Consider the following 25,520-nt stretch of genomic DNA (forward strand, 5'->3'; position numbering starts at 1 on the left):
AATTTAATTGTTGTAATTATCTTGAATGATTTATGGAAATATTATTAATTCAACATAGTCTATTATATCATTATCCGCAATTCCAATACCTAAAACTCTTGGTTCATTTAAACCTTCACATATAAAATCTTTATAGTCTTCTTCTTTGGAATTCTTTATAAAATTATGTAGATAATGAGAGTCATCGTTGTTTAATATCCCAATCCAATGTGTATCGGGAATTAATTCATCGTAATATAAAATTAATCGTTCTTTAAAATCGTTTTTTACTAAGATTTCATTAATACATTTAAAGAATAATAATTGTTCTTTTTCACCGTGACCTACAAGACCTAATGTTTCAGGATTTTTAAATTCTTCCCTACAAGTACCTTTATTCGTTACAATTTCGATTAAATTATTCTGAATGTTTATTGATTCTATTTCAAAAATAGATTCCAATAATTTATTAATAGGCTCTTTCAATTCTTTAAAATTGAAAAAGTCTTCTTCATAAATGCCACTATAAAATTGGACACCTGCTTTTCCTAAGTTTTGCTCAATAAACTCAGTTAAAGAGTTTTTTTTTAAATATTCAAGATTCATTTTTTGTATTTATAAATTGTAAATATGTTTCTCGTTTTTCATAATTAAAATCTTCTTTGCAAATTTTATTTTTGGTTCCGATTTGGGTACAATGTCGCCTAACGTTCTGGCACTACAGCGGGTTTGGGGTTAAATTAAGCCTTATCTTCGGATTTGCCTAATCATCCCAAATACAAAACTATTTTTCCATTAAACCAAATGCCCAAATCCGTTGTAGTGGCTGTTATGAGCCGTTAATATTATCCACAACTTTCCTAAGTTCAACGAATTTATGGAATTTGGTTTTCTCGTGACAGGATAAATTATACCATTCAATACTGGAAATTTTTTTTACAGTGTCATATTCACCAATTAAAGAATCCAATAGTAGAAACACTGCATTCTGCATATTTCCCGAGTTATCATAATTTGAAATGTACAACTTAATATCTAGCTCACTATTCTGATTTATTTCGTACTCGAAGTAGATATCGTCATACCCAATCTTATAATCTAGATATTCCAAGGATAACTCGTCTCCCTGATTACGTTGCCTAAAAGCGATAATATTCCACTTCGGAATTTCTGGCTTGCGTTCGACAAGGTTTATAACAGAAGAAAACGATTCCTCCATACCGTCGGCAGATATAGAAATCTCGGCTTTACCATTAACTTTTTTCGGGGCAATTTCAAATACCAGATTGCTGTCAACTTCCTTTAATTTTTCAGCTAACTCATCGACAATTGGGTCGTTCATGGTCAAGTGTTCCAGATTGTCATAAATTTTATATTCGTTTGCTGAAAACCAATTCCAAAAAACAGTTTCCTTGTCTTCTGAACAAGAAGACAAGGCTGTAATAATTAACAGTGTAAATATGTGTTGTTTTTTCACTGAATTTCTTGATTAATGGCTCATAACGTCCCCGCGCTACAGGCGGTTTGGGACTAAATTAAGCCTATTCTTCGGATTTGCCAAATCATTCAGATACAAAACCATTTTTCCAATTAAGCCTATTGCCCAAATCGCCTGTAGCGTGTGTTATGGTGTGTAGTGACACGATTGTTGAGCACGAACGAAACTCCATTCCGATTGTCGATTCCAATTGCGGAAAGTTTTCCGGCTTCCGATTTCCGTTGCAAATGGTTTCGCTTTTGAGTTTCAAACTTCCGTTAAATTTCAAAAAAAAAAAGCGACAAAAAAATTCCGCTTTCAATTTTCCGAAAAGAGGTTCACGTTTGTTTGTCCGCAACAATTAAGTGTTGAATTTCGGTTCAGATTTCGGTTCAGATTTTGTTTCGGTAGTTTCGATTTTAAAAAAAACTTTTTCGTTTTAATCGCCCAATTAAAATCTGATAAGCAAATTCCAAGGAGCTATACACCATAACGTCCCGGTACTACAGCGGGTTTGGGACTAAATTAAGCCCATTCTTCGGATTTACCAAATCATCCAAATGCAAAACCATTTTTTCATTAAGCCAATTGCCCAAATCCGTTGTAGTAGCTGTTACCTGCTGGCTTTATTTATTGCTTGTTTAATATTCTCAATGGGATTCACTTTTAACCAATTCTCTTTTGTAAAACCATTATCTATCATCCAATTCTCCATAAACTTTAGTTTCTCAATTTGATTGGAATTACTCTTATTAATGAAAAAACTAAAATATGAAATATCTAATCTGTGGTTAATATCATTTAATGAAATAAATATGTCAAGTAAAAAGTTTCCGGCATTGGAAATTGATTTTTTATCTAAACTTGGAGTAAACATTCCATCAAAACCGAAAGCGATTGATTGTATGACGATGTCCACATAGTCACTATTCCATTTAATAATTTCTATTTTAAAATCATTCCAATCTTCATCAAGAAATGTGTTTAGTATATTCTGAATTTCATTACTTCCACCGCCTAATGACCAATAATCACTATCGACAGATTCATTCTTTAGGATGAAATTAAAGATTGATTTAACTTTATGATTTTCATTTTGCATTATTTCTTGGTTCTGTTTGAAGGTAACGTTCTTTTAAGCTTGCAGGTAACTCATAAATATACGCAACTTTTAAAGCTATGTAATTTTGTAAGTCGCTTATTTTTAGTTTTTTAATTTCGGCAACATAAAAAAACGCAATGCACTTTTTTATGTTGCCGATATGTATTTTATTTGAGCTTCAAACGTAAGAAAAATTACATCATAAATTATCCAAGGGACTAATTATTTTTCGAATATTTTTATCATTCACATGAGTGTAGATCAAAGTCGTCTTGATGTTATTATGGCCCAGAAGTTCTTGTATAAATCTAATGTCGGTACCTTGTTCTAATAAATGAGTTGCAAAACTGTGTCTTAGACTATGAATACTTACCTTTTTGTTGATTTTGGCTTTCTGTATTGCGTTTTTAAAAACTTGTTGCGCACTTCGGATACTATACTGCCCGCCAAATTGCCCCTCAAATAAATATAGTTTGGGTCGGTATTCGATAAAATAGGCGCGTAGTTGTTCTAGTAGGCTCTTGGGTAAATTTGCATAACGGTCTTTTTTACCTTTGGCTCTTTCTATAAAAACCTGCATAGATTGACTGTCAATATCGGTGATTTTTAGATTTACAATTTCCGAAACCCTTAATCCAAGACCGTAACAAAGTTTTAGCATCGTGTTGTGTTTTAAATTTGGAGTAGCTTCAAAAAGTTTTTTTATGTCAGTAGGAGCAATTACCTTGGGTAATTTTAATGGCATTTTAGGACGTGGTATTTCCAATAAAAACCGTTCTTTTCTTAATACTTGCTCATAATAGAATTTGATTGCATTAATACGGCTGTGTATTCTGGCTTCAGAAAGCTTTAGTTCATTGATGCAGTACAAAACATAGTTTCGGACATCTTCGACCTTGCATATGTTGGCTGGAGTTTCTTTTAGGTAATTCAAAAATATTCCAAATTCGTTTCTGTAGGTTTTTAAGGTCGCAATACTGTAGCCTTTTAATTGAATTTCTTCAATGAATCGTTTTAAAATTAATTGATTACTTTCGTGAATATATGATAATGCCGATTTTCCTTCGGATTGAGGTATTTTAAATCGTATTCTGTTTTCGACTGTATCAGGCAAATGCCAAACGACTAATGATTGACTCCATCGGGAACCTTCTAATTGTTTGATTCGAGCTATTAAATCGATGTTTTTTTCAAAATAAACCGTTATTCGGCTTTCTCCACGATGTTTGGTTAATTGTGCTTTCCACTTCATAAAACACATAATAATTTCGCTAAAGATATTTATTTTGTAAGAATAATGCCTTTTTTTTGCTTTAAAATTGCAAGCAAAAATACTTTAGCCTTAATAAAAATGTAATTCCGTTGTCCTGAAGTAAGAAACGTAGATTGCGGCTGCACGACTTAGCTCCTTACAATTTTATAATGACACGAGCGACAGTATTTTAGGATCTGTCAGTCGATAAAAATGTCATGTTGTCAGATAATTATTGGCGTATCAAAAGCAAAACTGACAATTTACTTTAGTTTTTTATATTGGCACAAAGATTGACTTATGCCACATGAGTTTAAAATTAAATCAAAAATTAAATATATAAAAAATGGGTAAAATAATCGGAATTGACTTAGGTACGACGAACTCTTGTGTTTCTGTAATGGAAGGTAACGAAGCAGTTGTTATCCCTAACGCAGAGGGAAAAAGAACTACACCATCTATCATCGCTTTTGTTGAAGGTGGAGAAATTAAAGTAGGTGATCCTGCAAAAAGACAAGCAGTAACGAATCCTACAAAAACGATTGCTTCTATTAAACGTTTTATGGGACATACATTTGCTGAAACTACTGAAGAGGCAAAAAGAGTTCCTTACAGTGTTGTAAAAGGTGACAACAATACTCCACGTGTGGATATTGACGGTCGTTTATACACTGCTCAAGAATTGTCTGCTATGACACTTCAAAAAATGAAAAAAACTGCTGAAGACTATTTAGGTCAAACTGTAACTGAAGCGGTTATTACTGTTCCTGCTTACTTTAACGATGCACAACGTCAGGCTACAAAAGAAGCTGGTGAAATTGCAGGTCTTAAAGTTATGCGTATCATCAACGAGCCAACTGCTGCTGCACTTGCTTACGGATTAGATAAAAAAGGAACTGATCAAAAAATTGCTGTTTACGATTTAGGTGGAGGTACTTTTGATATCTCTGTTCTTGAATTAGGAGACGGTGTATTCGAAGTATTGTCTACAAACGGTGATACTCACTTAGGTGGTGATGATTTTGACCAAGTTATTATTGACTGGTTAGCTGACGAATTCAAATCTGAAGAAGGTATTGACTTACGTTTAGACCCAATGTCATTACAACGTTTGAAAGAAGCTGCTGAGAAAGCTAAGATTGAATTATCATCTTCTGCTGAAACAGAAATCAACTTACCTTACGTAACTGCTACTGCTTCTGGACCAAAACACTTAGTGAAAAAATTATCTAGAGCTAAATTTGAGCAATTATCTGATACTTTAGTAAAACGTTCTATGGAGCCAGTTGCTAAAGCATTAAAAGATGCAGGTTTATCTACATCTGATATCGACGAAGTTATCCTTGTTGGAGGATCTACTCGTATGCCAAGAATCGCTGACGAAGTTGAAAAATTCTTCGGTAAAAAAGCATCTAAAGGTGTTAACCCTGATGAGGTTGTTGCTATTGGAGCTGCTATTCAAGGTGGAGTTTTATCTGGAGATGTAAAAGATGTATTGTTACTTGACGTTACGCCTCTTTCTTTAGGTATCGAAACTATGGGTGGTGTATTGACTAAATTAATCGAGTCTAACACAACTATTCCAACTAAAAAATCTCAAGTATTCTCTACTGCTGCTGATTCTCAACCATCTGTTGAAATCCACGTATTACAAGGAGAAAGAGCAATGGCTGCTGATAACAAAACTATCGGTCGTTTCCACTTAGATGGTATTCCACCAGCACCAAGAGGAGTTCCTCAAATCGAAGTAACTTTCGATATCGATGCTAATGGTATCATCAAAGTTTCTGCAACTGACAAAGGAACAGGAAAATCTCACGATATCCGTATCGAAGCTTCTTCTGGATTAACAGCTGAAGAAATCGAAAAAATGAAAAAAGATGCTGAAGCTAACGCTGATGCTGACAGAATTGCAAAAGAAAGAGCTGAGAAATTAAACGAAGCTGACAGTACTATCTTCCAAACTGAATCTCAATTGAAAGAGTTAGGTGATAAATTGACAGACGAGCAAAAAACAGCTATCGAATACGCTTTAACTGAATTGAGAATGGCTCACCAATCTCAAGATCTCGACGCAATCCAAAAAGGATTAGACAATGTAAATGCAGCTTGGAAAACAGCTACAGAAGCAATGTACGCTCAAGGTGGTGAAGGTCAACAAGCTGCTCCACAACAAGAGCAATCTGGAGACAATGTTGAAGACGTTGAATTCGAAGAAGTCAAATAAGTACTGATTAACATCAGTTAATAATAGTTATTAAACCGCTGTAAACGAAATGTTTACAGCGGTTTTTCTTTTTTGTTCTTTTTCGTTTATGCTGTTTTTTAGTCGTTTTTTATCATATATTTGTACCATATTTGTACCGGCACTTAAAAGGCGATAATGTGGCACTTATGTATACTTATGGCACTTAAATTGGGGATAAAGGCGATGAAAAGAATAAACAAACAATGTCTTGTATGCGGGGAAGTGTTTCTGCCCAAGACCGTAACTTCTGTCTACTGCTCGCCAAAATGCAGTAAAAAAGCATACAAGCAGAAGGTGAAGCAGCTTAAAAATGAAGCTGATATCAAAGCGATGATAGAGAAAATACCGCAGGATAGGGCATTTCTTTCCGTCTCTGAGGCTGGCATGCTTTTTGGAATTGCCAAAAGAACCCTCTACAGGCTTGTGGGGCAGGGAAAAATTCCGTCAGTTAATCTTGGAACCCGCCTTGTAAGGATCGACCGCAGAGTAATGGAAGGGATGTTCGGCCCTGCCCGCAGCCTGCCGCAGGTTGAAAGCCAACCGAAGAAAAAATTATACAGCCTTGAAAAAGAAGACTGCTATTCCATCGGTGAAATAGCTGAAAGATTTCAGATATCTGAAGGTTCTGTCTACAGCCATATCAGGAAATATTCAATACCTACCAGGCAGATCGGAAAGCATGTATATGCTCCAAAAAGCGAAATTGATAACTTGTATAACGGAAATGATTTTATATGAAACAATTAGCAAAAACCAAGGTGACTGTGCGTCTTCGAAAAGCAGAAGACCGAGAGGAATGGTATGTCTACATAGAAAGCTATCCTGTTGAGGTTTCTGGAAAGAAAACGCCACAGAGAATCCGTGAATACTTAAACAGAACCGTAAAAACCGTGGAGTGGGACAAGCAGAGAACCGCCCGTACAGATGCGCAGGGCATAAAATCCTATAAGCCCAGACGCAGCGATAACGGAATAATAATCACCAGAAGCGAAACCGACCGTGAAATTATGCTCTATGCCGACGGAGTGCGTAAAATCAGGCAGAAAGAATATGATAATACAGATCTGTACAGTGATGCTGAGAACCTATTGGCTGAACAGAAAGAAAAAGCAAAAGAGGATTTTATCAAATACATTGCCTCTGTGGCAGCAAAAAGGCATGCCCGAAGCTCAAAATCCATTATGATCAATTGGGAGCGGACCATAGAGTTTTTAAAAAGCTATTCCAAAGGCAGGCTGGTGTTTTCCCAGATTGACAGCAGAATGGCGGAAGATTTTAAGCTGTTTCTGCTGGCTGCGCCGCTCGGAGGAGGCAAAAAAGGAATACTTTCCCGCAACACTGCAGCAAGGTATTTTTCCATATTTAAAGCGGCTTTAAAACAGGCCTTTATCGACGGATATCTAACCGTTGATTTGTCTTCAAAAATAAAAGGCATACCTGAGCAGGAATCAAGACGCGAATATCTTACCATTAAAGAATTGAACGTGCTGGCTGAAACGCCCTGCGAAAAAGATGTCCTTAAAAGAGCCGCGCTTTTCTCAGCGCTTACCGGCCTGCGGCATTCCGACATTCAGAAACTCCGCTGGAAAGAGATAAGCTTGGAAGACGGCATGGCCAAACTGCATTTCACCCAGAAAAAAACAAGGGGTGTCGAATATATGCCTATTTCTGAGCAGGCTTTGCAGCTCTGTGGAGAGCCAAGGCTTCCCGGGCAGCTTGTTTTTGAGGATCTGCCGGACCCGTCGTGGATTTCAAGACCTCTGAAAAAATGGGTTGAATCTGCCGGCATTAAAAAAAACATTACCTTCCACTGCTTCCGCCATACGTTTGCAACACTGCAGCTGTCCAGCGGGACAGACATCTATACGGTCAGCAAAATGCTGGGGCATACCAACGTAAAAACTACTCAAATCTACGCCAAAGTAATAGATGAGAAGAAAAACAGAGCTTCGCAGGCAATACAATTGGAATCTTTAAAGAAAAGAGCGTAATGAAAATAAAGTACTTCGAATATATTACAGTTTACCTGTCTGTTTTTTTAGTCTGTTTTTTTGTCGGTGCAATCGGAAGACTGGTGCTCTTGGAAAAAGGTGCGGATGAATATACGGCCGGTGTTTTTTTTTGGATCAGCACTGGATTTGGAGTTTTAATGTTTGCAATTCTAAGCCTGTTTCTAAACGAATTGGCTGCAGGAATACTGAATCGTTTTTTGAAGGCTGAAAAAAAGCAATCGCCTGAAAGCCTCATTACAAGTGAGGACCTTGTAAAAATAGAAGAAGGGCTTCAGAATGGTTTAATTAAGCCCGAAATGCCTGAAAATAAAAATTCAGCCCTTGATATTGAGAAGATAAGGGAGGAGCGTCAAAATGCAGTCAGAAATCAAAAACAGGAAAGGATTGATACAGCCATCCGTTATGCAAAGCGGGAGTTTGCGCTGTACGTTTCGGATGAAGATCTGGAACAATTGGGAAGGAATATAATCATATATGCTGAAGGCATAAATTTCGAAAATATTAAGCCGGTAAAAGTAAAAGATCTGTCCAATCTGGATCTTTATCATTTTGGCTGGAATATCTGGAATTGTTTTAAAGCCAGCAGGCAGGACAGAGCCGCACAATTTTTAAAATTGACTTTTGCCGACGCTTTAAAAGATGTTGAGCAGAAAAGCATTAAAACGCATCTGAAAGATGATGAACAGAAAGGTCTTTTAAAGATTGTTGAAGATCTTACATATTTTTAAATGCCGATACTTGTAAATCACTGTGTTTTTCAGGTGTTTCTCCTGTGAAGAAGGACACAGCAGAAACACTTTTTTCATTTGCAACATAACTATTAAAAACGACAGTTATGGACACAAACGAAATCTCTTTTGAGAACCTGCCCAAAGCAGTAGCGCACTTAGTGAAAGAAATTGCCGAGATCAAAGTTCTGATTCAGAATGTGCAGGTATATGAATCTAAAGAAAAAAGCATTCCAATCGGCATTCATGAAGCAAGCCGGCTGATAGGGAAAGCGAAGCCTACAATTTACGCTCTTGTGCAGCAGAGAAAAATTCCCTGCTATAAATATGGCAAAAAGCTGTATTTTTTTGAAGAAGAGCTTTTAGAATGGATTTCTAAAGGGAAAAGGAAAACCGTAGAGGAAATCGAAACAGAAGCGATGAAATTGAATCATAACCGGAAGAAATAGCCGGCAGGAATACCTTTGCCGCTCGATTACATCCTCAAAAAGAAAAATACAGCTTCTTTTTAGTATTTTGTGCTTTAACACGATTTGAACCGTTCCAAGAGCAGGATTGAACCTTAAGCCCGAAACCGCTTTCAATGCAGCTTCTGTTTAACGTTAACTAACTGATTAACGGTGGTATGTTTTTGTTAGAAATTTATTAAAAATACTGGATTCTAAACTAAATTAACCCAGCTTTTAAAATCCCCATTAACATTGATCCAAATTTCATGAAGCAGGAAATGAGTTGCATTTCATGCCAAAATTTGTAATGATTGATTTCTGCTGGCTGCAGACTTAACTTTTAGCCACAAAAAAAGTATTAGCTCTACCTTTAATTTTCAAAATACTTGCCCGAAAATGCACAGGCAAGTATTGTTATGAAAATAATTCCAGCATAAATTTTAGCCATTATTATTTTATTTTTTTACTGCGAATAATTAATAAAATAGGAATCATTTATCGCTAAAAATAATATTGCTATCGAATTCCGTTTTTTCAAACAAACTATACACTTTATGACGCAAAGAAACAGGGGTGACTTCAATAAAATAAGTCAGCAGTTCTTTTGATGTTGGATAATTAGGAGTTTTTGATTTCAATTTTCCGTTAGAATTGTTCCAATCACGAATAAACCTTTTTAAAGCAAGATTAACCTTTTCTTCCCCAATATAATTCTGAAGAGCGTACATAACTAAAATTCCTTTTGCATTGAATATATAATCTTGTTTTTCAACTAATTCTAATGGTGCTTCTTGATTAGTATATCTCTTTTTTGCCTGTAGATAGACTTCTTGTTCTTTTTGCAGAAGCTGCTCTATTTTTTCTTTGGAGTATTTCTTTTTCATCACCACTAAGGCAGCATATTGGGCCAGGGTCTCCAAAATCATATTTTTTCCTTGAACATTAGCCGCCTGCAGCTGCATTCCCCACCATTGGTGTGCTAATTCATGCGCTGTTCTGTAGAGAATAATATCCACATCTGATTGGTCATCAATATTGAGCATAAACTCATTGGATTCCGAAAATGTCACTGCACCGGAGAACGACTCTGCTTGCTGGGTGTAAGCAGGAGTTTCTATGATTCGAATATTGCTGTGCTGATAAGGGCCGTAATTTGCAGAAAAATAATCAAAAGATAATTTGAAAGCCTGGATCATTCTCTCCACGTTATATTGATGTCCTTTTTGATAATAGATTTCCAAATCTACGGGGACTGCCGAACTATTATTTTTAGGGTGCCATCTGCTTTTGGAAACTTCATAATCTGCCGATATTATCGCATACTGATTTACTATGGGGTTATCTGTTTTATAATGGAAATAGGAACGACTGCCTAATGTCCATCTCTTTTGTAAAGTGCCTGAGGAAATTGCCTTTTGCCTTTTTTCTGTCCCGATAGTAACTTCAAAATTGATTAAATCAGCGCTGCCTCCGGTACCTGCATAAGTTAATTCCGTTTTATCGTTTCTTTTGGCCATTCCTTTTGCAGCCGGAAGTTCAAATTCTGCCCTGATTCTAGTATCATCAAGCTCATATTCTCTGCTGTAGCCCAGAGTTGGCAACGCTTTATTTGTCAGGTATGTACCATTTTGAAGGACACTGCTATTAACATCATTTTCTTTGAAACCTTCAGTTGTATACCTCTGCTTAAATTTCATTTTAACAGCTTCACCTGCCTGCAATGGTTTTTTTAAGGTGTAGATATAAAAGCCGTATTGTTTATATTGTTTACCAGCAAAAGCTTCTCGCTCAAAACTTACTTCTTCTAGATTTATTTCTGATGCTATCGGTTTTTGCAAATAGATTTTATAAATAGGCTCTTTCAAAGTATTAGTAAGGATGTAATAGCCTTGAGCGGTATAATCTCTGGTTTTTGGATACAGCTCAACTTGCAGCTTAACATCGGTAATTTTAGGCTGCGGCAGATATTCAAACCTTTTGAGTTCTTTTTCATAATCTGCTTTAAATTTTAATCCATCAGCAGTGTTTTGATATTGGTTAAGAATATTGGTATTGAAGAAAATATAACTTCCCAGCAGAGCAAATGCCAGTAACACTGACAATACCAATCGGAGCATGGGTTTTGTAAATCGCTGCATACCCAGCTTGATACGTTTTTTTAAACTGGTTTCCGTCCCCCTGACAGAGAGAATCGAAGCGAGGATTAGCAGGACAATGCCAAATGCAATCCAATATGCCTTAATCCATAAATAGGGTTCTAGAAAGTGGCCATAGCCATTCATGTCTGAATAGGAACCCAAACCGCTCCCGCCAAATTTGTAAAGATCGTGCTCCAATCCAAAGAATTCCGAAACAGTATTTAGTATAGCAAAAACCATTACTAAAATAAAGCCTGTGAATTTATTATTTGCCACCGCCTGAAAGAAAAAAGATATAAAGGTGTACAAAACCAGAAAAGGAAAAAACTCAATAAAAAAGCCGTAGAAATAAACATCCAGTTCATAGTGATACCAGCCGTTTGCCGTTTGAAAGGTAATCCCAAATATAATCAGTGAGAGTATCAATACGATGTAAATCAATAATAGACCCAGGAATTTGCCCAGCAGGCTTATAATACCTGATATGGGTGCTGCATCATAGATTAAATCCAGCTTAATTTCTCTTTCTTTCCAAATGAGCTCGCCAGAATAGAAAATCAGTATTAATGCAAAAAAATACAGCGATAATTCTTTTAATTCTTTTATAACAAGATAGGTTTTAGGATAACTTGCAACATCATATGCAATATTCATATTAATAGAGTTTATTAAAATGATAATCAATGCACAGACGATAATAGCCCAGAACGATACCTGTCTGCAGATGGATATAAAATAAAACCATGTAAGTTGTAATAGCTGAATACATTGTGATTTAAAATTATACTGTATTAATACTAACGGTATTTTGAGATTCTTGTCAGCGGCAGTATCCAAGTAATGGATAGTATTAATTTTTTTCTCTTTAGTTTTTTTGTTTTTTGCTGTACTAAAATTAAACTTGAAGTACCCTACTATTAAAATAAGCATCCCTAGAAAAACCCAGAATAATTTATTGTATAGAAGCACACCACTAAAAGGAACAAGCGTTGAATTGCGTTCTGCCGTTGTAAACAAGGCATTCATATCGGTGAGCGTTGTCAGGGAAAATGGGTCTAAAAGAGCTTGCAGGAAATCATTCTTTATAGATTTTGTCAATAGAAAAGGAACAAAAAGAAGCACTCCCTGTGTATAGACTACCATTAAGTTTCTGCTTAAAGCGCCACTAACAAAAAACAATGCCGATCCAAAAAAAAGCATGGGCAGCACTACAATTATAAAGGGCTGCAGATAAGCTAAAAAGTTAAAAGGCATTAAATTTTCCGGATAACGCCAAGGCATAAATTCCCCAAGTGTAAATCCTAATAAAAGCCCTGAAAATACAAACAATAATACTGCAAAAGAGCCTAGAAACCGGCCTGTTAAATAATCCCGCTTTTGGATTGGATTAACAAATAATAGAGATTCTATATTGTATTGATAGTCCCGCAATACTGAAACACCCATAATCAAAGAAGTTACCATCATTAAAATTGCGGTAACAGCAGCCATTGCTTTTGCTATAACTATAGGCGCATTTGTTTTTACGGAACCCATATCAATCCCTTGAAAGACAAAGTCCACACCCGCAAGGGAAAAGAAGAATATAAAAATAAAAAAGATATAGGTGTCAGGGCGTTTTATTCTGTATTGGATTTCGAATTTAAAGATGTCGTACCACATGGTTAATCGTTAATTTTAAGAGATTAGAATAGAAAATTTTACTTGATTAAGTATTTCAGGAGAATTAAAGTTTTTTTTTAGAACTGGCAAGAATCTGCGAAAAGTACACATCTTCTAAACCAGCATTTACTGAGATAAAACCATTTTCCGGATTGTTATCGCTTATGACATGAATTATAGGTTTTCCAAGAAATAATTTTTCTGCAATTACTTTGTATTCTTTCTTATACTCTTCCAATTCATTTTTATGAATTGTTTTTTGATATATTTTGCCTTCTGTCTGATTTATTAGTTCTAAAGGATTCCCTTTAAGAAGCACTTCTCCCTTATTGATGATGGCCATGCTGGTGCACAATTCCTTTACATCATCTACGATATGTGTGGATAATATCACCACTGTGTTTTCACTAAGCTCGCTTAAGATGTTATAAAACCGGTTTCTTTCAACAGGATCAAGTCCGGCAGTGGGCTCATCAACAATAAGTAATTTTGGGTTATTGAGTAATGCCTGCGCAATGCCAAAACGCTGTTTCATTCCGCCTGAAAATCCGCTGAGGTTTTGGTTTTTTACATCATATAGATTAGTCTTATGCAAGAGCGCATCCACTATTTCGCGGCGTTCTTTTTGCTTAGTAATTCCTTTTAAGACCGCTAAGTGGTGCAGGAGAACTTCAGCAGAAATTTTAGGGTACAAACCAAATTGCTGGGGCAGGTATCCCAATACTTTTCTTAGTTCATGCTGCTGCGTAAGGGCATCTATATCTCCGAGTTTCACGCTGCCGGAGTCTGCCTCTTGTAATGTGGCGATTGTTCTCATTAAAGTTGATTTTCCTGCACCATTGGGGCCCAAAAGACCAAACATGCCTACCGGAATATCCAGCGTTATGTTTTGCAGTGCTTTTACACCATTAGAATAGGTTTTTGAGAGATTGGAAATACTAAGACTGTTCATTTGTTTGAATTTAAATTTTAAACAAACATATTTTCTTAGCTGATATCAATAAAGTAAATGTGATGAACCAGTCTGTTTTGTGACACAAATATACTTGGTGCCCATAAAGTGTTTTCATCACTTATTTCTGGCCGTTGAAAGGGCTGTATGGATTGTTTGTCAACTTATTTTATCAATAATTTTTATTAATTTACATTTGTGATTATGATTTTAACAACTAACAATAACAAGAGGAATATCATCGGGGCAATTGCTTTAGTTTTAGCAGCAGTCCCAATAGTGGTAATATTTTTTATAGTAATTACCTCGAATAAGGATTCTGTAGTGCTTTTTGAGAACTATAGTCCAAAAGTCAGCATTCCGATTATCAGTTTTTATTTCCTGCTCTATCTGGCATTATTTTGCTTTGGTATTTATTGGCTGGTAAAACAAATTTTGTTTATTATTAAATTAAAAAACGAAAACGGGAAAATGGAACTGCTGCATCTGCAGAATCAGATAAATCCCCATTTCTTTTTTAATATGCTCAATAATTTGTACGGCTGGGTGGCAAAGGATCAAAAAAAAGCACAGGAATTAATTTTGAAACTTTCTGATATGATGCGTTATAGTATTTATGAAGGCCAGAAAGATTTTGTTACGATAGGAGAGGAAATGGCCTATTTAAAAAACTACATCGACTTGCATACTTTACGTTATCACAAAAAGATAAACGTAAATTTTGAAACTACTGTGGAGGATGATCAGCTTAAAATAATTCCTTTACTTTATATAATGCTTTTGGAGAATGCATTTAAACATGGTGTCGAAAATTTAAGAGAAAATGCATTTGTTACTATTAAACTTAGTTCAAATAATAATACTATATCTTTTAAAGTAGAGAATAACTATGATACTGATTTAGTAAGTCAGTCCTCTGGTATCGGTATTAAGAATTTGAAAAGAAGATTAGAATTGGCTTATCCAAAAAAGCATGAGTTTTTAGTTTCAAAAAATAATACTACATACAAAGCACTTTTAATTTTAAAATTATAATGATCAGGTATTTAATTATAGATGATGAACACATAGCGCATGCTATTATTGAGGAGTATTGTAATATGCTTCCCAATATGCAGTTAAAAAAGAATTGTTATGATGCCTTAGAGGCTCTGGATTATTTAAGAGATCATACGGTAGATTTAATTTTCTTAGATCTAAATATGCCCAAATTAAAAGGATTTGACTTTTTAAAAACACTAGCATCTCCTCCCAAAATTATTGTTACGACAGCTTACCAGGAGTACGCAATTGAAGGTTATGAACTAAATATTATTGACTACCTCTTAAAACCATTTGGTTTTGAACGTTTTTTAAAAGCGATAAACAAAATTTCCAGTTTGACTTCTAAAGTAAGTATCAATCCTGGGCAGGATGAATATTCAAGAAGCATTTTTTTACGTGCAGATAAAAAACACATACAGATTTTTATCGGTATGATCTTATTTGTTGAAGCATCAGGAAACTACGTTAAAGTAATTACCAAAAATGATAATGCAATACTTGTTAGAGAAAAATTCTCTGATTTAATGGAACTGCTGCCTAAGAATGATTTTATGCAGGTACATAAATCTTTTGCTGTTGCCATTAAGCACATTAAAAGTGTGGAAGGAAATAGGATCATATTGAGCGATTTTAAAATTCCTATTGGTAAATTATATAAAATGAATGTAAATGGGTTATTAAATTCAAAATTATAAAAGCAAGATAATGTTTTCTTTATAAGTTTGTCCAATAGGTACTTTGTATTTATCAATTAATATCCTGTTGCCTTCAATCTGTTTAATTTTATTTTTAGCAACAATAAAAGATTTATGGGTTCTTATAAAATAAGGTTTCGGAAGCAGCTGTTCAAAGGCGGAAATTTTTTGAGGACTGACAATCATCTCATTCTTTAAATATACTTTAGTATAATGCCCATAAGCTTCTATAAACAATAAATCTTGAAAATGAATTTGATGGTGCTTTTTATCACCTCTTAAAAAAAAGCTATTTATATTTGGTTCTATTTCGTTTGGCGGCAATGCAGCACTACTTTTTTTATTTTGAGCATTATCAATTGTTTTGTTAATTGCTTTTATGAAACGCTCAAAACCAAATGGTTTCAGCAGATAATCAGAGACATTAAGTTCATAACCCTCTAAGGCAAATTCTTTATAGGCTGAGGTTACTATTATTTTAGGTGGATTGGGTAATGTTTTTAAAAAATCGAAGCCGGATAATTTAGGCATATTGATGTCTAAAAATAACAAGTCGACTGAATTTTCATTTAAGAATTCTATAGCTTCAAAGGCATTATAGCAATTTCCTTTCTTTTCCAAATGCATCAAGTTTTCGCAATAGTTTTCAATAATACGATGTGCAATAGGTTCATCATCTATAATTAAATAGTATATCATGTCATTTCTATTTTTAGTTGTAATTTATAAATAGAATCTGTAATGTCAATTTTCATTTGGTGTTTATTAGGATATAATAGTTTCAAACGCTGTTTTAAATTGTTTAATCCAATACCGGGAGTTTGAGATTCCCGCGCTTCAAAGTTATTCTCAATGTCAAAACAGATTAGGTCATTATCAGTTTTTATATTAATGTGAATATAAGCATATTCCGTTAAACGCTCTACTCCATGTTTAAAGGCATTTTCTAAGGGAATAATAAAAAGTAAAGGCGCAATTTTATAATCAGCCTGCCCATCATGACTAAAAGTAATATCGACCCTTTTTTGATATCTTATTTTATGCAGCTCAATGTAATTCCTTAAATATTCTATTTCATCCTTTAATGGTATGATATCTTCTTTTCCCATATAAATGGTATAGCGCATTATTTCAGATAATTTTAAAACAACATTTGGAGCATCCTCAGATTTCTCTATTATTAAACCATATAAATTATTTAAAGTATTGAAAAAAAAGTGCGGATTGATTTGGCTTTTGAGTAACGATAACTCTGCTTTGGCTTTTTTTGACTCAATTGTTTTGAGCCATTTCCATTGCTGATAGAACCAAATTAAAAGTAACACGAAAAAGGGAGCAGTCAGGATAATTTTAATCTCTTTTTCCTGCTGAAAATAATTATTAAAATTAGTATGAACCCTTATATAGTAGAAGTAGCCTAAGGCCAGAACATAAAAACCGAGTAAAATCAATGCATGCTTCTTAAAATAGGAAGGCGCTATAATGGAAAAAAAAGATAATCCAATACCAACTAATCCTATAAATGTTACTGGATTATCAATTATTTTGGAATTCATGTCGTTTATAATGATTGCCCAAAAAAAGGCAATCAAGATAAGCAGCTTTAAGCTAGTGGCTTTATGCTGTTTTAAAAATGAATAATAATGAATAGGCAGTGAGATTATCAGCCAGCTAAAAATGAAACTCAGTGTGTTGGACAATAGGGCGGTATTATCAATGTAAATAAAATGAAAATATAACAAAACAACCACTATTATCCTTTGGATCACCAATCCATATATAAAAGCTTTGTACTTTTTAAGAAATTCAGCCATGAGTCAAAATTAACAAAAATTGACTTTTTTTCTCTACAATGAGCATCAATTCACTAAAATGAGACATAAACACTACTATTTTCGACTTCAACTAGATTTGATTATACAAATTAATTGTATGTGCTAACTATTTAAAGGTTCATGAAAAAAGTTTTAAACCATTGTAGTCTGCAGATAGGTTTGCTGTAAATTATAAATATTTAAAAATAAAACATTATGAAAAACTATTTTAAAATGATGCTGCTAATGCTGCTTTTAATTGTACAAAACACAATGGCACAAGACAGTAAACGGCTTTTGGATACAAAAGACAGAAAGGCCATTGTATCGGCAGTGAAAGCTCATATTGAAAAATCTTATATCAATTTAGATTTGTCAAAAAGAATGATAATTGAACTGGATAAAAATTTAAAATCTAATAAGTATCAGAAAATTACAAGTCCTATTGAATTCTCTGAAATAGTAACCGAAGATTTACAAAGTATTAGCAAAGATCTGCATCTAAAAGTTCGATTTGAACCCGAGCATATTGCCAGGGAAAAGAATGTTATTTCTCAGCAAGCGCAATTAGAAATGGAGAAAAGAATGGCTTTTCAAATGGCCGAAATTAATTACGGATTTAAAGAGGTGAAAATATTGGACGGAAATATCGGCTATTTAAGCCTAAACCAGTTTGCCGATACAAAATATGCAGAAGAAACTGTTGCAGCTGCAATGAATTTCTTAAGCAATACCAGCGCAATTATTATCGACCTGCGCGCAAATGGCGGTGGCGTTCCAAGTATGATGCAGTTATTATCGAGTTACTTCTTTGATGAAAAACCTGTTTTATTAAGTGATTTTTATGAACGGGAAACCAATGAAAAAACGCAGCTATATTCGTTTGAAAATGTAAATGGAAAACGAAGTGCAGACAAACCTCTTTATATTTTAACCAGTAAACGCACTTTTTCAGCTGCAGAAGCATTTACTTACACATTAAAACATTTGGACAGGGCAACAGTAGTAGGAGAAACCACAAAAGGCGGTGCTAATAGAACAAAACGAATTAATATAGATAACGGATTCACAATATCATTGCCTTACCTGCAGCCGATAAATCCGGTGACAAAAACGAACTGGGAAGCAAAAGGGGTTCAGCCAGACATAGAAACGAGTGAAAAAGATGCATTTGTATATGCGTATATAGATGCTGTTAAAAAAACAATGAAAAAAAATACGAGTAATGTATTGAACAAAATTGGCTATGCATTTATGCAGGACAAACAAATGGATAACGCACTGATTGTATTTCAGGAGAATGTAGAATTATTTCCAAATGATTCCAATTCCTGGGATAGTTTAGGTGAAGCGTATTTTTTGAATGAGGATAAAGAGAATGCCTTGAAATCATATAAAAAGTCTTTCGAATTAGACTCAGGTTCAGAATCTGCAAAAGCAATGATTCAGAAATTGGAAAGTATGAATTGACAAGATATCTATAAACAAAAGTAAGATGAATGTATTAATCCAAAAAATATATAAAAAATGGCGCCAATTGTCTTCAATCGGCGCCATTTGGCTGTGGTGGCAGGAACGGACAAATTTCTATAAATTTTATGGAAGATTTGAAGAAATTGACTTACCATATATAGTGTCTGTCTTTCCTTGCTTTATGAATTTGGTTTTGATGTCCTGTTGGGGATTGGTATAAAAATCTATTTGATTTTTTAAGACAGCTTAAATAGAATCCGCCTTAGCTTTGTGCGGCACTTTTGCAGGAAGCTCCAATAGTCGATTTGCCACGGTTTTGCAGCAAAACTTTGTCTTGTGAAACATCTTTATAAACCGCCTTAGCTTTTTGCGGTAAAATTGAAGGTAATTCCAATATTGTACAGTTTTGCCATTTGACCAACTGAATCGATATAATTAAATTGCAGATCTGCTCTGTCTTAATGGAAGAGAAACTCTAAATTCTGCACCTTTATCTTTTTTTCCGGAAGCGGTGATTGTTCCATTATGCCTTTTTGCTATTTTTCTGCAGAGCGAGAGACCCAGGCCGTTTCCTTCATACTCATCTTTGGAATGCAGCCTTTCAAAGTCATTAAAAATCCTTTCAGCGTAGACTGGGTCCAGCCCGATTCCATTATCCTTAATGATGATCCTTAAAAAGTCCGAGCCATTATCCTTTATAATCGACGATTTTATGGTAACACGCGGGGGCTGATCCGGTTTTGAAAATTTTAGGGCATTTTGAATAAGGTTGTAAAAGAGCTGGTGTATTAGAATTGGTGCCCCTTGGATATCAGGAAGTTCTCGGGTAATTAGTATGGCTCCTTTTTCTTTTATGATAAGCTCGAGATCGGTCTTAATATTTTCAAAAATCTCATTGAGATTTATTTTTTCAACAGTCTGTATGGATTTGTTAATAGTGGAGTAGGCTAAAATCCCTTCAATAATATTCTGCATTCTCTGTGCACTCTGATCCAGTTTGTCAAAATATTTTTTAGATTTTTCTTTTATAAAATCCTGCGCCTCATTTTTTAAGAGATTATTGAAAAACTTAATTTTCCTTACAGGCTCTTTAAGATCATGGCTGACAATATGTGCAAAATGCAGAAGATCATCATTGGAGCGGCGAAGCTCTTCTGTGTTTTGTGCAACCTGTTTTTTTAATTCTTCCTGAAAGTTCTTCTGCTCATTAATATCCAGAATAGTTCCTATAATGGTCTGGGGCGATCCATTTAAATCACGAACAATCTTTCCGGTTATTTTTACCCACTTCTCAGATTGGCCGCTGCTGATTATTCTTGCTTCATAAGATATCAGCCCTGTAATTTCGGCTTCTCTATGTGCATTCTCCCGGACAGCCAGATCTTCGGGGTGGATTTTTGAAATTAAAACATCAATATCTTTCAGTTCATCAACTGCTAGAATCTGCTTAAAGTTTCCGCATGAAGCAACTTCTCTGTTTGTTAGATTTATCTCGTACGTTCCTATGCCGGAAGCATCAATTGCCATTTTAAGCCTTTCATCTGCCTTAAGGGTCTTCTCTCTGGATTCATGAAGTTCTGTAACATCTGCAGCGGTATTAAGTACGCCGTAGATATTTTGATCTGGATCGTAAAGCGGAATAAAACTATAGTTAAAGTAATAGGATACAATGACACCATTTCTGCTGACTTCTACTTTTTCATCCCGGGCCTGAATTGGTATTCCCGTTTTTAAAACGCTAAGAGCCTGATTAGATAAATATTCTTTTTTAGAATCTGGAAGCACTTCGCTAAATGTTCTGCCCAGCACCTGCTTTCCTTTTCCCCACGTTTCGGTCATAGCTTGGTTAGCAAATACAATCATAAGATTATCACCAGTATAGACGGCCGTAGGCAGAAGGGTATTGTCCGCTATGTCTTGCAGAAGAATCGTATTAGGATGCATGGATTATGTTTTTTGGTGCCGTAAAGTTATCCTAAAGCGGTACTGACTGCATTATGCCGGCTTACTAAGATGTTTCATAATTCCCATGTTTAATGTGGAAATTGTGTAAGCTTTTTATGCAGAAATAAACTAATTTTTAAACTCAGTCCAGCAACAATTAATAAAGGGGATCTGAGAGGGGAAGATATAAGTAATCATTAAATGAAAGGTAATTTTCTAAATGGGTCATCATTATTTGTCAATGATCAATTCAATACAATTTAGGATAATAAAAACTTAATCCTGACTCTATTCCTCGTGTTCGAATCCTGTTAAGTTATCTAATTATAGATTGAAAATTCATTTTATTTTTCTTTATGATACGTATTTTTCTGGCTGTTTCTTTGTTTAGAGTAATTATAAAATAAGGATATAAAAGCAAAAATGATTGAAAAGGGAGAAATAGGAATTGCCCGAAGATTACACGATATTACTACAGGAGAATGACATTTTTTCTGCTTAAAAACCTTGGAGCTGACGTACTGATAGATTGCAAAACAATTGATTTTGAAACTATACTTAAAGATTATGATGTTGTTGTAAACAGCCAGGATCAAAAAATACTTGAAAAATCGTTGAATGTTTTAAGACCAAATGGAAAAGTAATTTCTATTTCAGGACCGCCGACACCTGAATTTGCCAAAGAAATGGGACTGCCTTGGTATTTAAAAATCATTATGTCTCTGCTTAGTTATGGCGTAAAAACTAAGGCTAAAAAAAAGCAGGTGCACTACAGTTTCCTATTTATGAGGGCTGAAGGATCTGGTAGAGGAAAATTATAAAAAAGAACTTAAAATCTGCCATTATGCAGAACTTATACAGATCTCTTCCAGGACATTATCGGGTCTTACCAGCCAATTATTAGATAAAAGTCCCTCTGAGATTATCTGCGAAAGGATTATTGCAGAAGCAGAAAGATTGCTACTTGGCACCAGTTACAATATCAGTGAAATTGGAAATTGCCTGGGTTTTGAAGATGACTCTTATTTTGTAAAATATTTTAAAAAATATACCGGTATCTCACCTTTAGATTTCAGGAGATCCAGCTTAAAAGAAATATCTTAATATTAAGCAATACTGATAATCCTTGAGCGTATTATCAATCATTTAGTTCAGAACAGAAAATAATTATTTGCTTTTTTATTATCCATAATCAAACTGGTCAGGACCTTCAATAGGAAAAGATCCCTTAAATCATTCTTTGATTTGCATCTATATTGATGAAGCTTATCACATATGCCAAATAATTTATTTAATGTTTTCCGTTTCATGGTTTTATATTAGCGGAATGCTTAAAAAATTAATTTAATAAGGCCAAAAGGCTCTTGAATTGTTTTATGATAAAAAAAAAGCACCTGTCAGGGACAGATGCTTTATCAAAGTTATAGTATATTAAGCTATCACTACATTTACTGCGTTCGGCCCTTTTTGGCCTTCTTTTATGTCGTATCGAACCGAGTCGTTTTCACGGATATTTTCCGATAGGCCTGAAACATGGACAAAAATTTCATTTCCTCCGTTATTTGGCGTTATAAATCCGAAACCTTTATCTTCATTGAAGAATTTTACTGTACCTTCCTGCATCTTAAATATTTAATTTGTTCAAATGTAGTGTATTGAAATGCGGTAAAGGGTAAAAAGAAATTAAATTGTGTTTTTATTAACTTTTAGGAAGAAGTTTAAAGGCATAACTACTGGTCTGCATGCTTTTTTATATTCTTTTTTTATAATTAACAAAGGTTATGAATATTGGCATTATTTTATCTGTTTGCATCGCCGGCTTCTTTAAAGTTTATCAGGCAGGTGAATTGTTTTAGCTTGGTAAGCTGCTTTTTAAGCCCCCGTCATTTTTTATTTTAATTATCCCCTTAAGGCTTACGGTGCTCTGGTCATTATCTGGATTTAAAACGATATATCCCTGCTGTTCCAAAAATATTATGGCATCTACTGTTTCTGCATGCTTCAGCTTTTCAAGAGACGGATCGCCGATATTCATGCCTGAGGTTTTAAAAACCGGGTTAAGCAGTTCTGAGAGCTCTTCAAAAGTAAGGCATGAATTAATATTTGCTGCAAGTAATTGAAGTATTTTATCAGCAAGCACAAAAGTTTTTTCCACAAAATATTTTTTTTAAAAATAAGAAAATTGAATCAAAAATAAAAAAAATGGGAAGCTATTTTTTTATATAAGGTTTTAAATCACAAAGCTTTCTTCCCTCACTCCTGTAAAAGGTGTGAGCTGAAAATAATCAGTTTAGAATTTTTAAGGAAAAAAAAAGCAGGCAGTAAGTAATTAAGATGCCAAAGAGCGCTCTGCATGACAGACAATCCTTGCTGAATTTGAATCCATTTTTCCTGGCAGGCGATCATGTAAAACAGGCTGACGGCATAAAGCAAAATTTTAAGTTCGGCTGGAAGTACTATTTTATAGCGGCCAGGCAGAGTTTTGATATTTTTTAGGAAATTTTTACGGTCTTTGCAGCATTAATTTGTATATGAATCTATGTAAAATCTAGAGATATGGAGATAAGCTGCGAAGAATTATTATGGGAGATTATTTTTTTGCTTAACGAAAAGATAAAGGATTTTTACATGCATTCTCCCATGGAGTGCTATAAAACCATGAATATCCAGTTTGCAGGCTTTACGCAGCGGGTGCCGCAGTATTATATTGCTTCATGCCTTAATATCAGTACCGTGCACCTGAGCTGCCTGGAGTATGCCATGAAAAAAAACATCCAAACAGTTAACATTTGTTATTGCATGAAAACCTCAGGTTTATTTATTTGCAGTAGTGCCTCAAGGAAGCCTAGTTTTTTGCGTCCGAGGGCTGGTGCACAATTATCTGCTGCCATTTTATTTTTTTATTTGTGAGAATACGTAAAACATTTCAGTTCCTATCTGCCCGCTGCGCTCCAGATAAGTTTCTTTCTGCTGAGGCGTTCCGTCAGAAATTTTTGGATCGTCAAAAGTGATCGGGATTCTTTTCTCTGCGCCTGCTATAAACGGGCATCCGCCGTCAGCCTGCGAGCAGGTCATTATTGCGGCAAATCCGCTTTCAGGATTGAAATCATCATCATAGGTTTTGGAAAAACCAATGACAGGAAGTCCGTCAGGTGAATATTTTATGGAATAAACGGGGTTTGATCCCTCTGAAAGAGTTTTGATGTTGAATCCTGAATGCTTCAAAATCTCCGCTGCCATTGGGAAAAGGGCAGTAGCCTCGGTTCCCCCCGAATAGCATGAAACGTTTTCGATGCCGTAATAGGCAGCCGCAGTCTGCGCCCAAACCTGCGAGAGATGGCTTCTTCTGGAATTGTGCGTGCAGATTAGGTTTAGTCTGGTTTCCAGCTTACCGTCCGCTTTTGTCTGAATGAAGTCGATTAGTGGCTGCAGGACTGCTTTGCGCTCTTCGGAGATCTGCTTAAAATCAAATGATTTAACGGTATTCTCAATTTGTGGATATAACATAGTTTTTTGGCTGTAAAGGTTTATTGATTTTCTGTTTAATGATTAGCAGCATCCTCCGCCCGGAGTGCATGAAGCGCCATTATCAGTATTTAGCTGAGATAATTTTACTTTTGGCTTATCAGAGGCAATGCCGCACTGCTCCTGAGCAAGGCAGGCTGTCTGTTTATTCAGCAGAGTGAAGTTTCTGCCGTTAAAATCCAAATCGTATTTACCGATAGTTGTGTTCTGGTACTCCACTTCAATTTCATGGTCTTCAATTCCCAATACTTTTTCTGAAAGCTCAATGATGTGAATCAGCTTTCCGGGTTTAAGCCTGTGTTTGTAGTCGCTGGCATCCCAAAGCTGGAAATTTACAACCGTTTCTTTTCTTACTGTTCCTCCGCAGTCGATGAAGTTTTTGGTAACCAGGCCTACTTCAGTCACGTGGAAATATTCCGGTACAAATGTGCCGTTGGGCAGTTCAAAATTTACAGCTTCAACTGTTTTAAGCACTTCTTTAATTTCTGAAAGTTTCATGTTTTTTTATATTTAGTTCAACTATATTTTTTATTAGATAATAACGGAGCTTCTTCTTTCAAGAATCGCAGTATCTCTCCAGATACCATTTTGTTTTCCAATTTTCTCCCTTACACCAAGTATCCTGAAACCTGCTTTTTCATGAATGCGCAGACTTGCTGTATTCTCAGGAAAGATCCCTGCCTGAAGTGTCCAGATTCCTTCTGCTTCGCTCTGCCGGACAAGTTCATTTAAAAGAGCAAGCCCGATTCCTTTTCCTGAATGTGCTGGATCCACATATACGCTCACCTCTGCAACCCCTGCATAAACGCAGCGTGAAGAAACAGGGGTAAGGGAAGCCCAGCCAATTGCCTTGCCATCTTCCTGCATCACAACTCGGCAGGACTTAAGATGTGACTGATCCCAGTTTTCCCATGAAGGGGCGCTGGTCTGGAAAGTCGCATTGCCGGTATCTATCCCTTTTTGGTAAATTAATTTTACCTGATCCCAGTGTTTATCCGAAAGTTTTCTGATTTCCATATCTTTTAG

25 protein-coding genes are annotated in these 25,520 nt (G+C 35.2%); 10 read left to right on the forward strand and 15 right to left on the reverse strand.

Annotated elements, in window-relative coordinates; all coding sequences use genetic code 11:
• Positions 1–30 precede the first annotated feature (30 nt).
• The 4 genes from QLQ96_RS13450 to QLQ96_RS13465 form a co-directional block, all read right to left on the reverse strand.
• Positions 31–585 carry a hypothetical protein gene (locus tag QLQ96_RS13450; RefSeq protein ID WP_482491139.1) on the reverse strand — a complete coding sequence of 185 codons (555 nt, stop codon included), beginning with the start codon at positions 583–585 and terminating at the stop codon, positions 31–33.
• 223 nt (positions 586–808) lie between these two features.
• Complete coding sequence (locus tag QLQ96_RS13455) at positions 809–1,456, reverse strand: hypothetical protein (RefSeq protein ID WP_482491140.1); 648 nt, start codon at positions 1,454–1,456, stop codon at positions 809–811.
• Positions 1,457–2,069: 613 nt separating this feature from the next.
• Positions 2,070–2,558 carry a hypothetical protein gene (locus tag QLQ96_RS13460; RefSeq protein ID WP_482491141.1) on the reverse strand — a complete coding sequence of 163 codons (489 nt, stop codon included), beginning with the start codon at positions 2,556–2,558 and terminating at the stop codon, positions 2,070–2,072.
• 199 nt (positions 2,559–2,757) lie between these two features.
• Positions 2,758–3,810 carry a tyrosine-type recombinase/integrase gene (locus QLQ96_RS13465; RefSeq protein WP_482491142.1) on the reverse strand — a complete coding sequence of 351 codons (1,053 nt, stop codon included), beginning with the start codon at positions 3,808–3,810 and terminating at the stop codon, positions 2,758–2,760.
• Positions 3,811–4,156: 346 nt separating this feature from the next.
• Here QLQ96_RS13465 and dnaK point away from each other — a divergent pair, with 346 nt between their 5' ends.
• The 5 genes from dnaK (at position 4,157) to QLQ96_RS13490 (ending at position 9,247) form a co-directional block, all read left to right on the forward strand.
• Positions 4,157–6,037, forward strand: coding sequence for a molecular chaperone DnaK (gene dnaK, locus QLQ96_RS13470; RefSeq protein ID WP_482491143.1), 1,881 nt, complete (start codon positions 4,157–4,159; stop codon positions 6,035–6,037).
• A 204-nt stretch (positions 6,038–6,241) separates the two neighbouring features.
• Positions 6,242–6,796: a helix-turn-helix domain-containing protein gene (locus tag QLQ96_RS13475; RefSeq protein ID WP_482491144.1), complete on the forward strand. Its 555-nt coding sequence runs from the start codon at positions 6,242–6,244 to the stop codon at positions 6,794–6,796.
• On the forward strand, positions 6,793–8,049 hold the full coding sequence (locus QLQ96_RS13480) for a tyrosine-type recombinase/integrase (protein WP_482491145.1): 1,257 nt from the start codon (positions 6,793–6,795) through the stop codon (positions 8,047–8,049). The genes QLQ96_RS13475 and QLQ96_RS13480 overlap by 4 nt, the downstream gene beginning before the upstream one ends.
• The gene (locus QLQ96_RS13485) at positions 8,049–8,798 is read left to right on the forward strand and encodes a hypothetical protein (protein WP_320492491.1); all 750 of its coding nucleotides are present in this window, start codon (positions 8,049–8,051) and stop codon (positions 8,796–8,798) included. The genes QLQ96_RS13480 and QLQ96_RS13485 overlap by 1 nt, the downstream gene beginning before the upstream one ends.
• A gap of 107 nt (positions 8,799–8,905) precedes the next feature.
• The gene (locus tag QLQ96_RS13490) at positions 8,906–9,247 is read left to right on the forward strand and encodes a helix-turn-helix domain-containing protein (protein ID WP_320492492.1); all 342 of its coding nucleotides are present in this window, start codon (positions 8,906–8,908) and stop codon (positions 9,245–9,247) included.
• A 491-nt stretch (positions 9,248–9,738) separates the two neighbouring features.
• Here QLQ96_RS13490 and QLQ96_RS13495 read toward each other — a convergent pair whose 3' ends face one another.
• Together QLQ96_RS13495 and QLQ96_RS13500 are read right to left on the reverse strand one after the other, a co-directional pair.
• Positions 9,739–13,047, reverse strand: coding sequence for an ABC transporter permease/M1 family aminopeptidase (locus QLQ96_RS13495; protein ID WP_482491146.1), 3,309 nt, complete (start codon positions 13,045–13,047; stop codon positions 9,739–9,741).
• Between the two features lie 64 nt (positions 13,048–13,111).
• On the reverse strand, positions 13,112–13,999 hold the full coding sequence (locus tag QLQ96_RS13500) for an ABC transporter ATP-binding protein (protein ID WP_482491147.1): 888 nt from the start codon (positions 13,997–13,999) through the stop codon (positions 13,112–13,114).
• Between the two features lie 204 nt (positions 14,000–14,203).
• Here QLQ96_RS13500 and QLQ96_RS13505 point away from each other — a divergent pair, with 204 nt between their 5' ends.
• Positions 14,204–15,034 carry a sensor histidine kinase gene (locus QLQ96_RS13505; protein ID WP_482491148.1) on the forward strand — a complete coding sequence of 277 codons (831 nt, stop codon included), beginning with the start codon at positions 14,204–14,206 and terminating at the stop codon, positions 15,032–15,034.
• Positions 15,034–15,738 (forward strand): LytR/AlgR family response regulator transcription factor, encoded by a 705-nt coding sequence (locus QLQ96_RS13510; protein WP_482491149.1) that lies wholly within the window; start codon positions 15,034–15,036, stop codon positions 15,736–15,738. Before QLQ96_RS13505 ends, QLQ96_RS13510 begins: the two co-directional genes overlap by 1 nt.
• On the opposite strand, the gene QLQ96_RS13515 is transcribed toward QLQ96_RS13510, so the two are convergent.
• Both QLQ96_RS13515 and QLQ96_RS13520 read right to left on the reverse strand, forming a co-directional pair.
• Complete coding sequence (locus tag QLQ96_RS13515) at positions 15,733–16,437, reverse strand: LytR/AlgR family response regulator transcription factor (RefSeq protein ID WP_482491150.1); 705 nt, start codon at positions 16,435–16,437, stop codon at positions 15,733–15,735. The genes QLQ96_RS13510 and QLQ96_RS13515 overlap by 6 nt on opposite strands.
• A complete protein-coding gene (locus tag QLQ96_RS13520) occupies positions 16,434–17,552 on the reverse strand; it encodes a sensor histidine kinase (RefSeq protein WP_482491151.1) in 1,119 nt (372 codons plus the stop codon). Before QLQ96_RS13520 ends, QLQ96_RS13515 begins: the two co-directional genes overlap by 4 nt.
• Before the next feature lie 216 nt (positions 17,553–17,768).
• Here QLQ96_RS13520 and QLQ96_RS13525 point away from each other — a divergent pair, with 216 nt between their 5' ends.
• The gene (locus QLQ96_RS13525; RefSeq protein ID WP_482491152.1) at positions 17,769–19,022 is read left to right on the forward strand and encodes a S41 family peptidase; all 1,254 of its coding nucleotides are present in this window, start codon (positions 17,769–17,771) and stop codon (positions 19,020–19,022) included.
• 265 nt (positions 19,023–19,287) lie between these two features.
• On the opposite strand, the gene QLQ96_RS13530 is transcribed toward QLQ96_RS13525, so the two are convergent.
• Together QLQ96_RS13530 and QLQ96_RS13535 are read right to left on the reverse strand one after the other, a co-directional pair.
• Positions 19,288–19,419 carry a hypothetical protein gene (locus tag QLQ96_RS13530; RefSeq protein WP_482491153.1) on the reverse strand — a complete coding sequence of 44 codons (132 nt, stop codon included), beginning with the start codon at positions 19,417–19,419 and terminating at the stop codon, positions 19,288–19,290.
• A gap of 41 nt (positions 19,420–19,460) precedes the next feature.
• On the reverse strand, positions 19,461–20,969 hold the full coding sequence (locus QLQ96_RS13535) for an ATP-binding protein (RefSeq protein WP_482491154.1): 1,509 nt from the start codon (positions 20,967–20,969) through the stop codon (positions 19,461–19,463).
• 482 nt (positions 20,970–21,451) lie between these two features.
• Between QLQ96_RS13535 and QLQ96_RS13540 the strand changes: the two genes are divergently transcribed.
• Together QLQ96_RS13540 and QLQ96_RS13545 are read left to right on the forward strand one after the other, a co-directional pair.
• Complete coding sequence (locus QLQ96_RS13540; RefSeq protein ID WP_482491155.1) at positions 21,452–21,790, forward strand: zinc-binding dehydrogenase; 339 nt, start codon at positions 21,452–21,454, stop codon at positions 21,788–21,790.
• Positions 21,791–21,824: 34 nt separating this feature from the next.
• Positions 21,825–22,073 carry a helix-turn-helix domain-containing protein gene (locus QLQ96_RS13545; RefSeq protein WP_482496967.1) on the forward strand — a complete coding sequence of 83 codons (249 nt, stop codon included), beginning with the start codon at positions 21,825–21,827 and terminating at the stop codon, positions 22,071–22,073.
• A 327-nt stretch (positions 22,074–22,400) separates the two neighbouring features.
• Here the strand turns inward: QLQ96_RS13545 and QLQ96_RS13550 are convergent, their stop codons facing one another.
• The 5 genes from QLQ96_RS13550 to QLQ96_RS13570 all read right to left on the reverse strand — a co-directional run bounded on the left by QLQ96_RS13550 (position 22,401) and on the right by QLQ96_RS13570 (position 25,511).
• Positions 22,401–22,592: a cold-shock protein gene (locus tag QLQ96_RS13550; protein ID WP_091490900.1), complete on the reverse strand. Its 192-nt coding sequence runs from the start codon at positions 22,590–22,592 to the stop codon at positions 22,401–22,403.
• 229 nt (positions 22,593–22,821) lie between these two features.
• Complete coding sequence (locus QLQ96_RS13555) at positions 22,822–23,124, reverse strand: hypothetical protein (RefSeq protein WP_219071062.1); 303 nt, start codon at positions 23,122–23,124, stop codon at positions 22,822–22,824.
• 737 nt (positions 23,125–23,861) lie between these two features.
• Positions 23,862–24,476 carry an arsenate-mycothiol transferase ArsC gene (locus tag QLQ96_RS13560; RefSeq protein WP_257681323.1) on the reverse strand — a complete coding sequence of 205 codons (615 nt, stop codon included), beginning with the start codon at positions 24,474–24,476 and terminating at the stop codon, positions 23,862–23,864.
• Positions 24,477–24,518: 42 nt separating this feature from the next.
• Positions 24,519–24,992, reverse strand: a complete 474-nt coding sequence (locus tag QLQ96_RS13565) for a DUF6428 family protein (protein WP_482491156.1) — start codon at positions 24,990–24,992, stop codon at positions 24,519–24,521.
• 33 nt (positions 24,993–25,025) lie between these two features.
• Complete coding sequence (locus QLQ96_RS13570) at positions 25,026–25,511, reverse strand: GNAT family N-acetyltransferase (protein ID WP_219071368.1); 486 nt, start codon at positions 25,509–25,511, stop codon at positions 25,026–25,028.
• Between the last annotated feature and the right edge of the window lie 9 nt (positions 25,512–25,520).

Source organism: Flavobacterium sp. B167r (assembly GCF_056824315.1).

What these genes read in the sequence shown, in the direction of transcription:
- QLQ96_RS13540 (WP_482491155.1), top strand. Translation starts at nt 21,452, where the DNA reads ATGACATTTTTTCTGCTTAAAAACCTTGGAGCTGACGTACTGATAGAT.
- QLQ96_RS13485 (WP_320492491.1), top strand. Translation starts at nt 8,049, where the DNA reads ATGAAAATAAAGTACTTCGAATATATTACAGTTTACCTGTCTGTTTTT.
- QLQ96_RS13510 (WP_482491149.1), top strand. Translation starts at nt 15,034, where the DNA reads ATGATCAGGTATTTAATTATAGATGATGAACACATAGCGCATGCTATT.
- QLQ96_RS13465 (WP_482491142.1), bottom strand. Translation starts at nt 3,810, where the DNA reads ATGAAGTGGAAAGCACAATTAACCAAACATCGTGGAGAAAGCCGAATA.
- QLQ96_RS13500 (WP_482491147.1), bottom strand. Translation starts at nt 13,999, where the DNA reads ATGAACAGTCTTAGTATTTCCAATCTCTCAAAAACCTATTCTAATGGT.
- dnaK (WP_482491143.1), top strand. Translation starts at nt 4,157, where the DNA reads ATGGGTAAAATAATCGGAATTGACTTAGGTACGACGAACTCTTGTGTT.
- QLQ96_RS13480 (WP_482491145.1), top strand. Translation starts at nt 6,793, where the DNA reads ATGAAACAATTAGCAAAAACCAAGGTGACTGTGCGTCTTCGAAAAGCA.
- QLQ96_RS13570 (WP_219071368.1), bottom strand. Translation starts at nt 25,511, where the DNA reads ATGGAAATCAGAAAACTTTCGGATAAACACTGGGATCAGGTAAAATTA.
- QLQ96_RS13495 (WP_482491146.1), bottom strand. Translation starts at nt 13,047, where the DNA reads ATGTGGTACGACATCTTTAAATTCGAAATCCAATACAGAATAAAACGC.
- QLQ96_RS13460 (WP_482491141.1), bottom strand. Translation starts at nt 2,558, where the DNA reads ATGCAAAATGAAAATCATAAAGTTAAATCAATCTTTAATTTCATCCTA.
- QLQ96_RS13550 (WP_091490900.1), bottom strand. Translation starts at nt 22,592, where the DNA reads ATGCAGGAAGGTACAGTAAAATTCTTCAATGAAGATAAAGGTTTCGGA.
- QLQ96_RS13450 (WP_482491139.1), bottom strand. Translation starts at nt 585, where the DNA reads ATGAATCTTGAATATTTAAAAAAAAACTCTTTAACTGAGTTTATTGAG.
- QLQ96_RS13505 (WP_482491148.1), top strand. Translation starts at nt 14,204, where the DNA reads ATGATTTTAACAACTAACAATAACAAGAGGAATATCATCGGGGCAATT.
- QLQ96_RS13560 (WP_257681323.1), bottom strand. Translation starts at nt 24,476, where the DNA reads ATGTTATATCCACAAATTGAGAATACCGTTAAATCATTTGATTTTAAG.
- QLQ96_RS13515 (WP_482491150.1), bottom strand. Translation starts at nt 16,437, where the DNA reads ATGATATACTATTTAATTATAGATGATGAACCTATTGCACATCGTATT.
- QLQ96_RS13535 (WP_482491154.1), bottom strand. Translation starts at nt 20,969, where the DNA reads ATGCATCCTAATACGATTCTTCTGCAAGACATAGCGGACAATACCCTT.
- QLQ96_RS13565 (WP_482491156.1), bottom strand. Translation starts at nt 24,992, where the DNA reads ATGAAACTTTCAGAAATTAAAGAAGTGCTTAAAACAGTTGAAGCTGTA.
- QLQ96_RS13520 (WP_482491151.1), bottom strand. Translation starts at nt 17,552, where the DNA reads ATGGCTGAATTTCTTAAAAAGTACAAAGCTTTTATATATGGATTGGTG.
- QLQ96_RS13475 (WP_482491144.1), top strand. Translation starts at nt 6,242, where the DNA reads ATGAAAAGAATAAACAAACAATGTCTTGTATGCGGGGAAGTGTTTCTG.
- QLQ96_RS13490 (WP_320492492.1), top strand. Translation starts at nt 8,906, where the DNA reads ATGGACACAAACGAAATCTCTTTTGAGAACCTGCCCAAAGCAGTAGCG.
- QLQ96_RS13525 (WP_482491152.1), top strand. Translation starts at nt 17,769, where the DNA reads ATGAAAAACTATTTTAAAATGATGCTGCTAATGCTGCTTTTAATTGTA.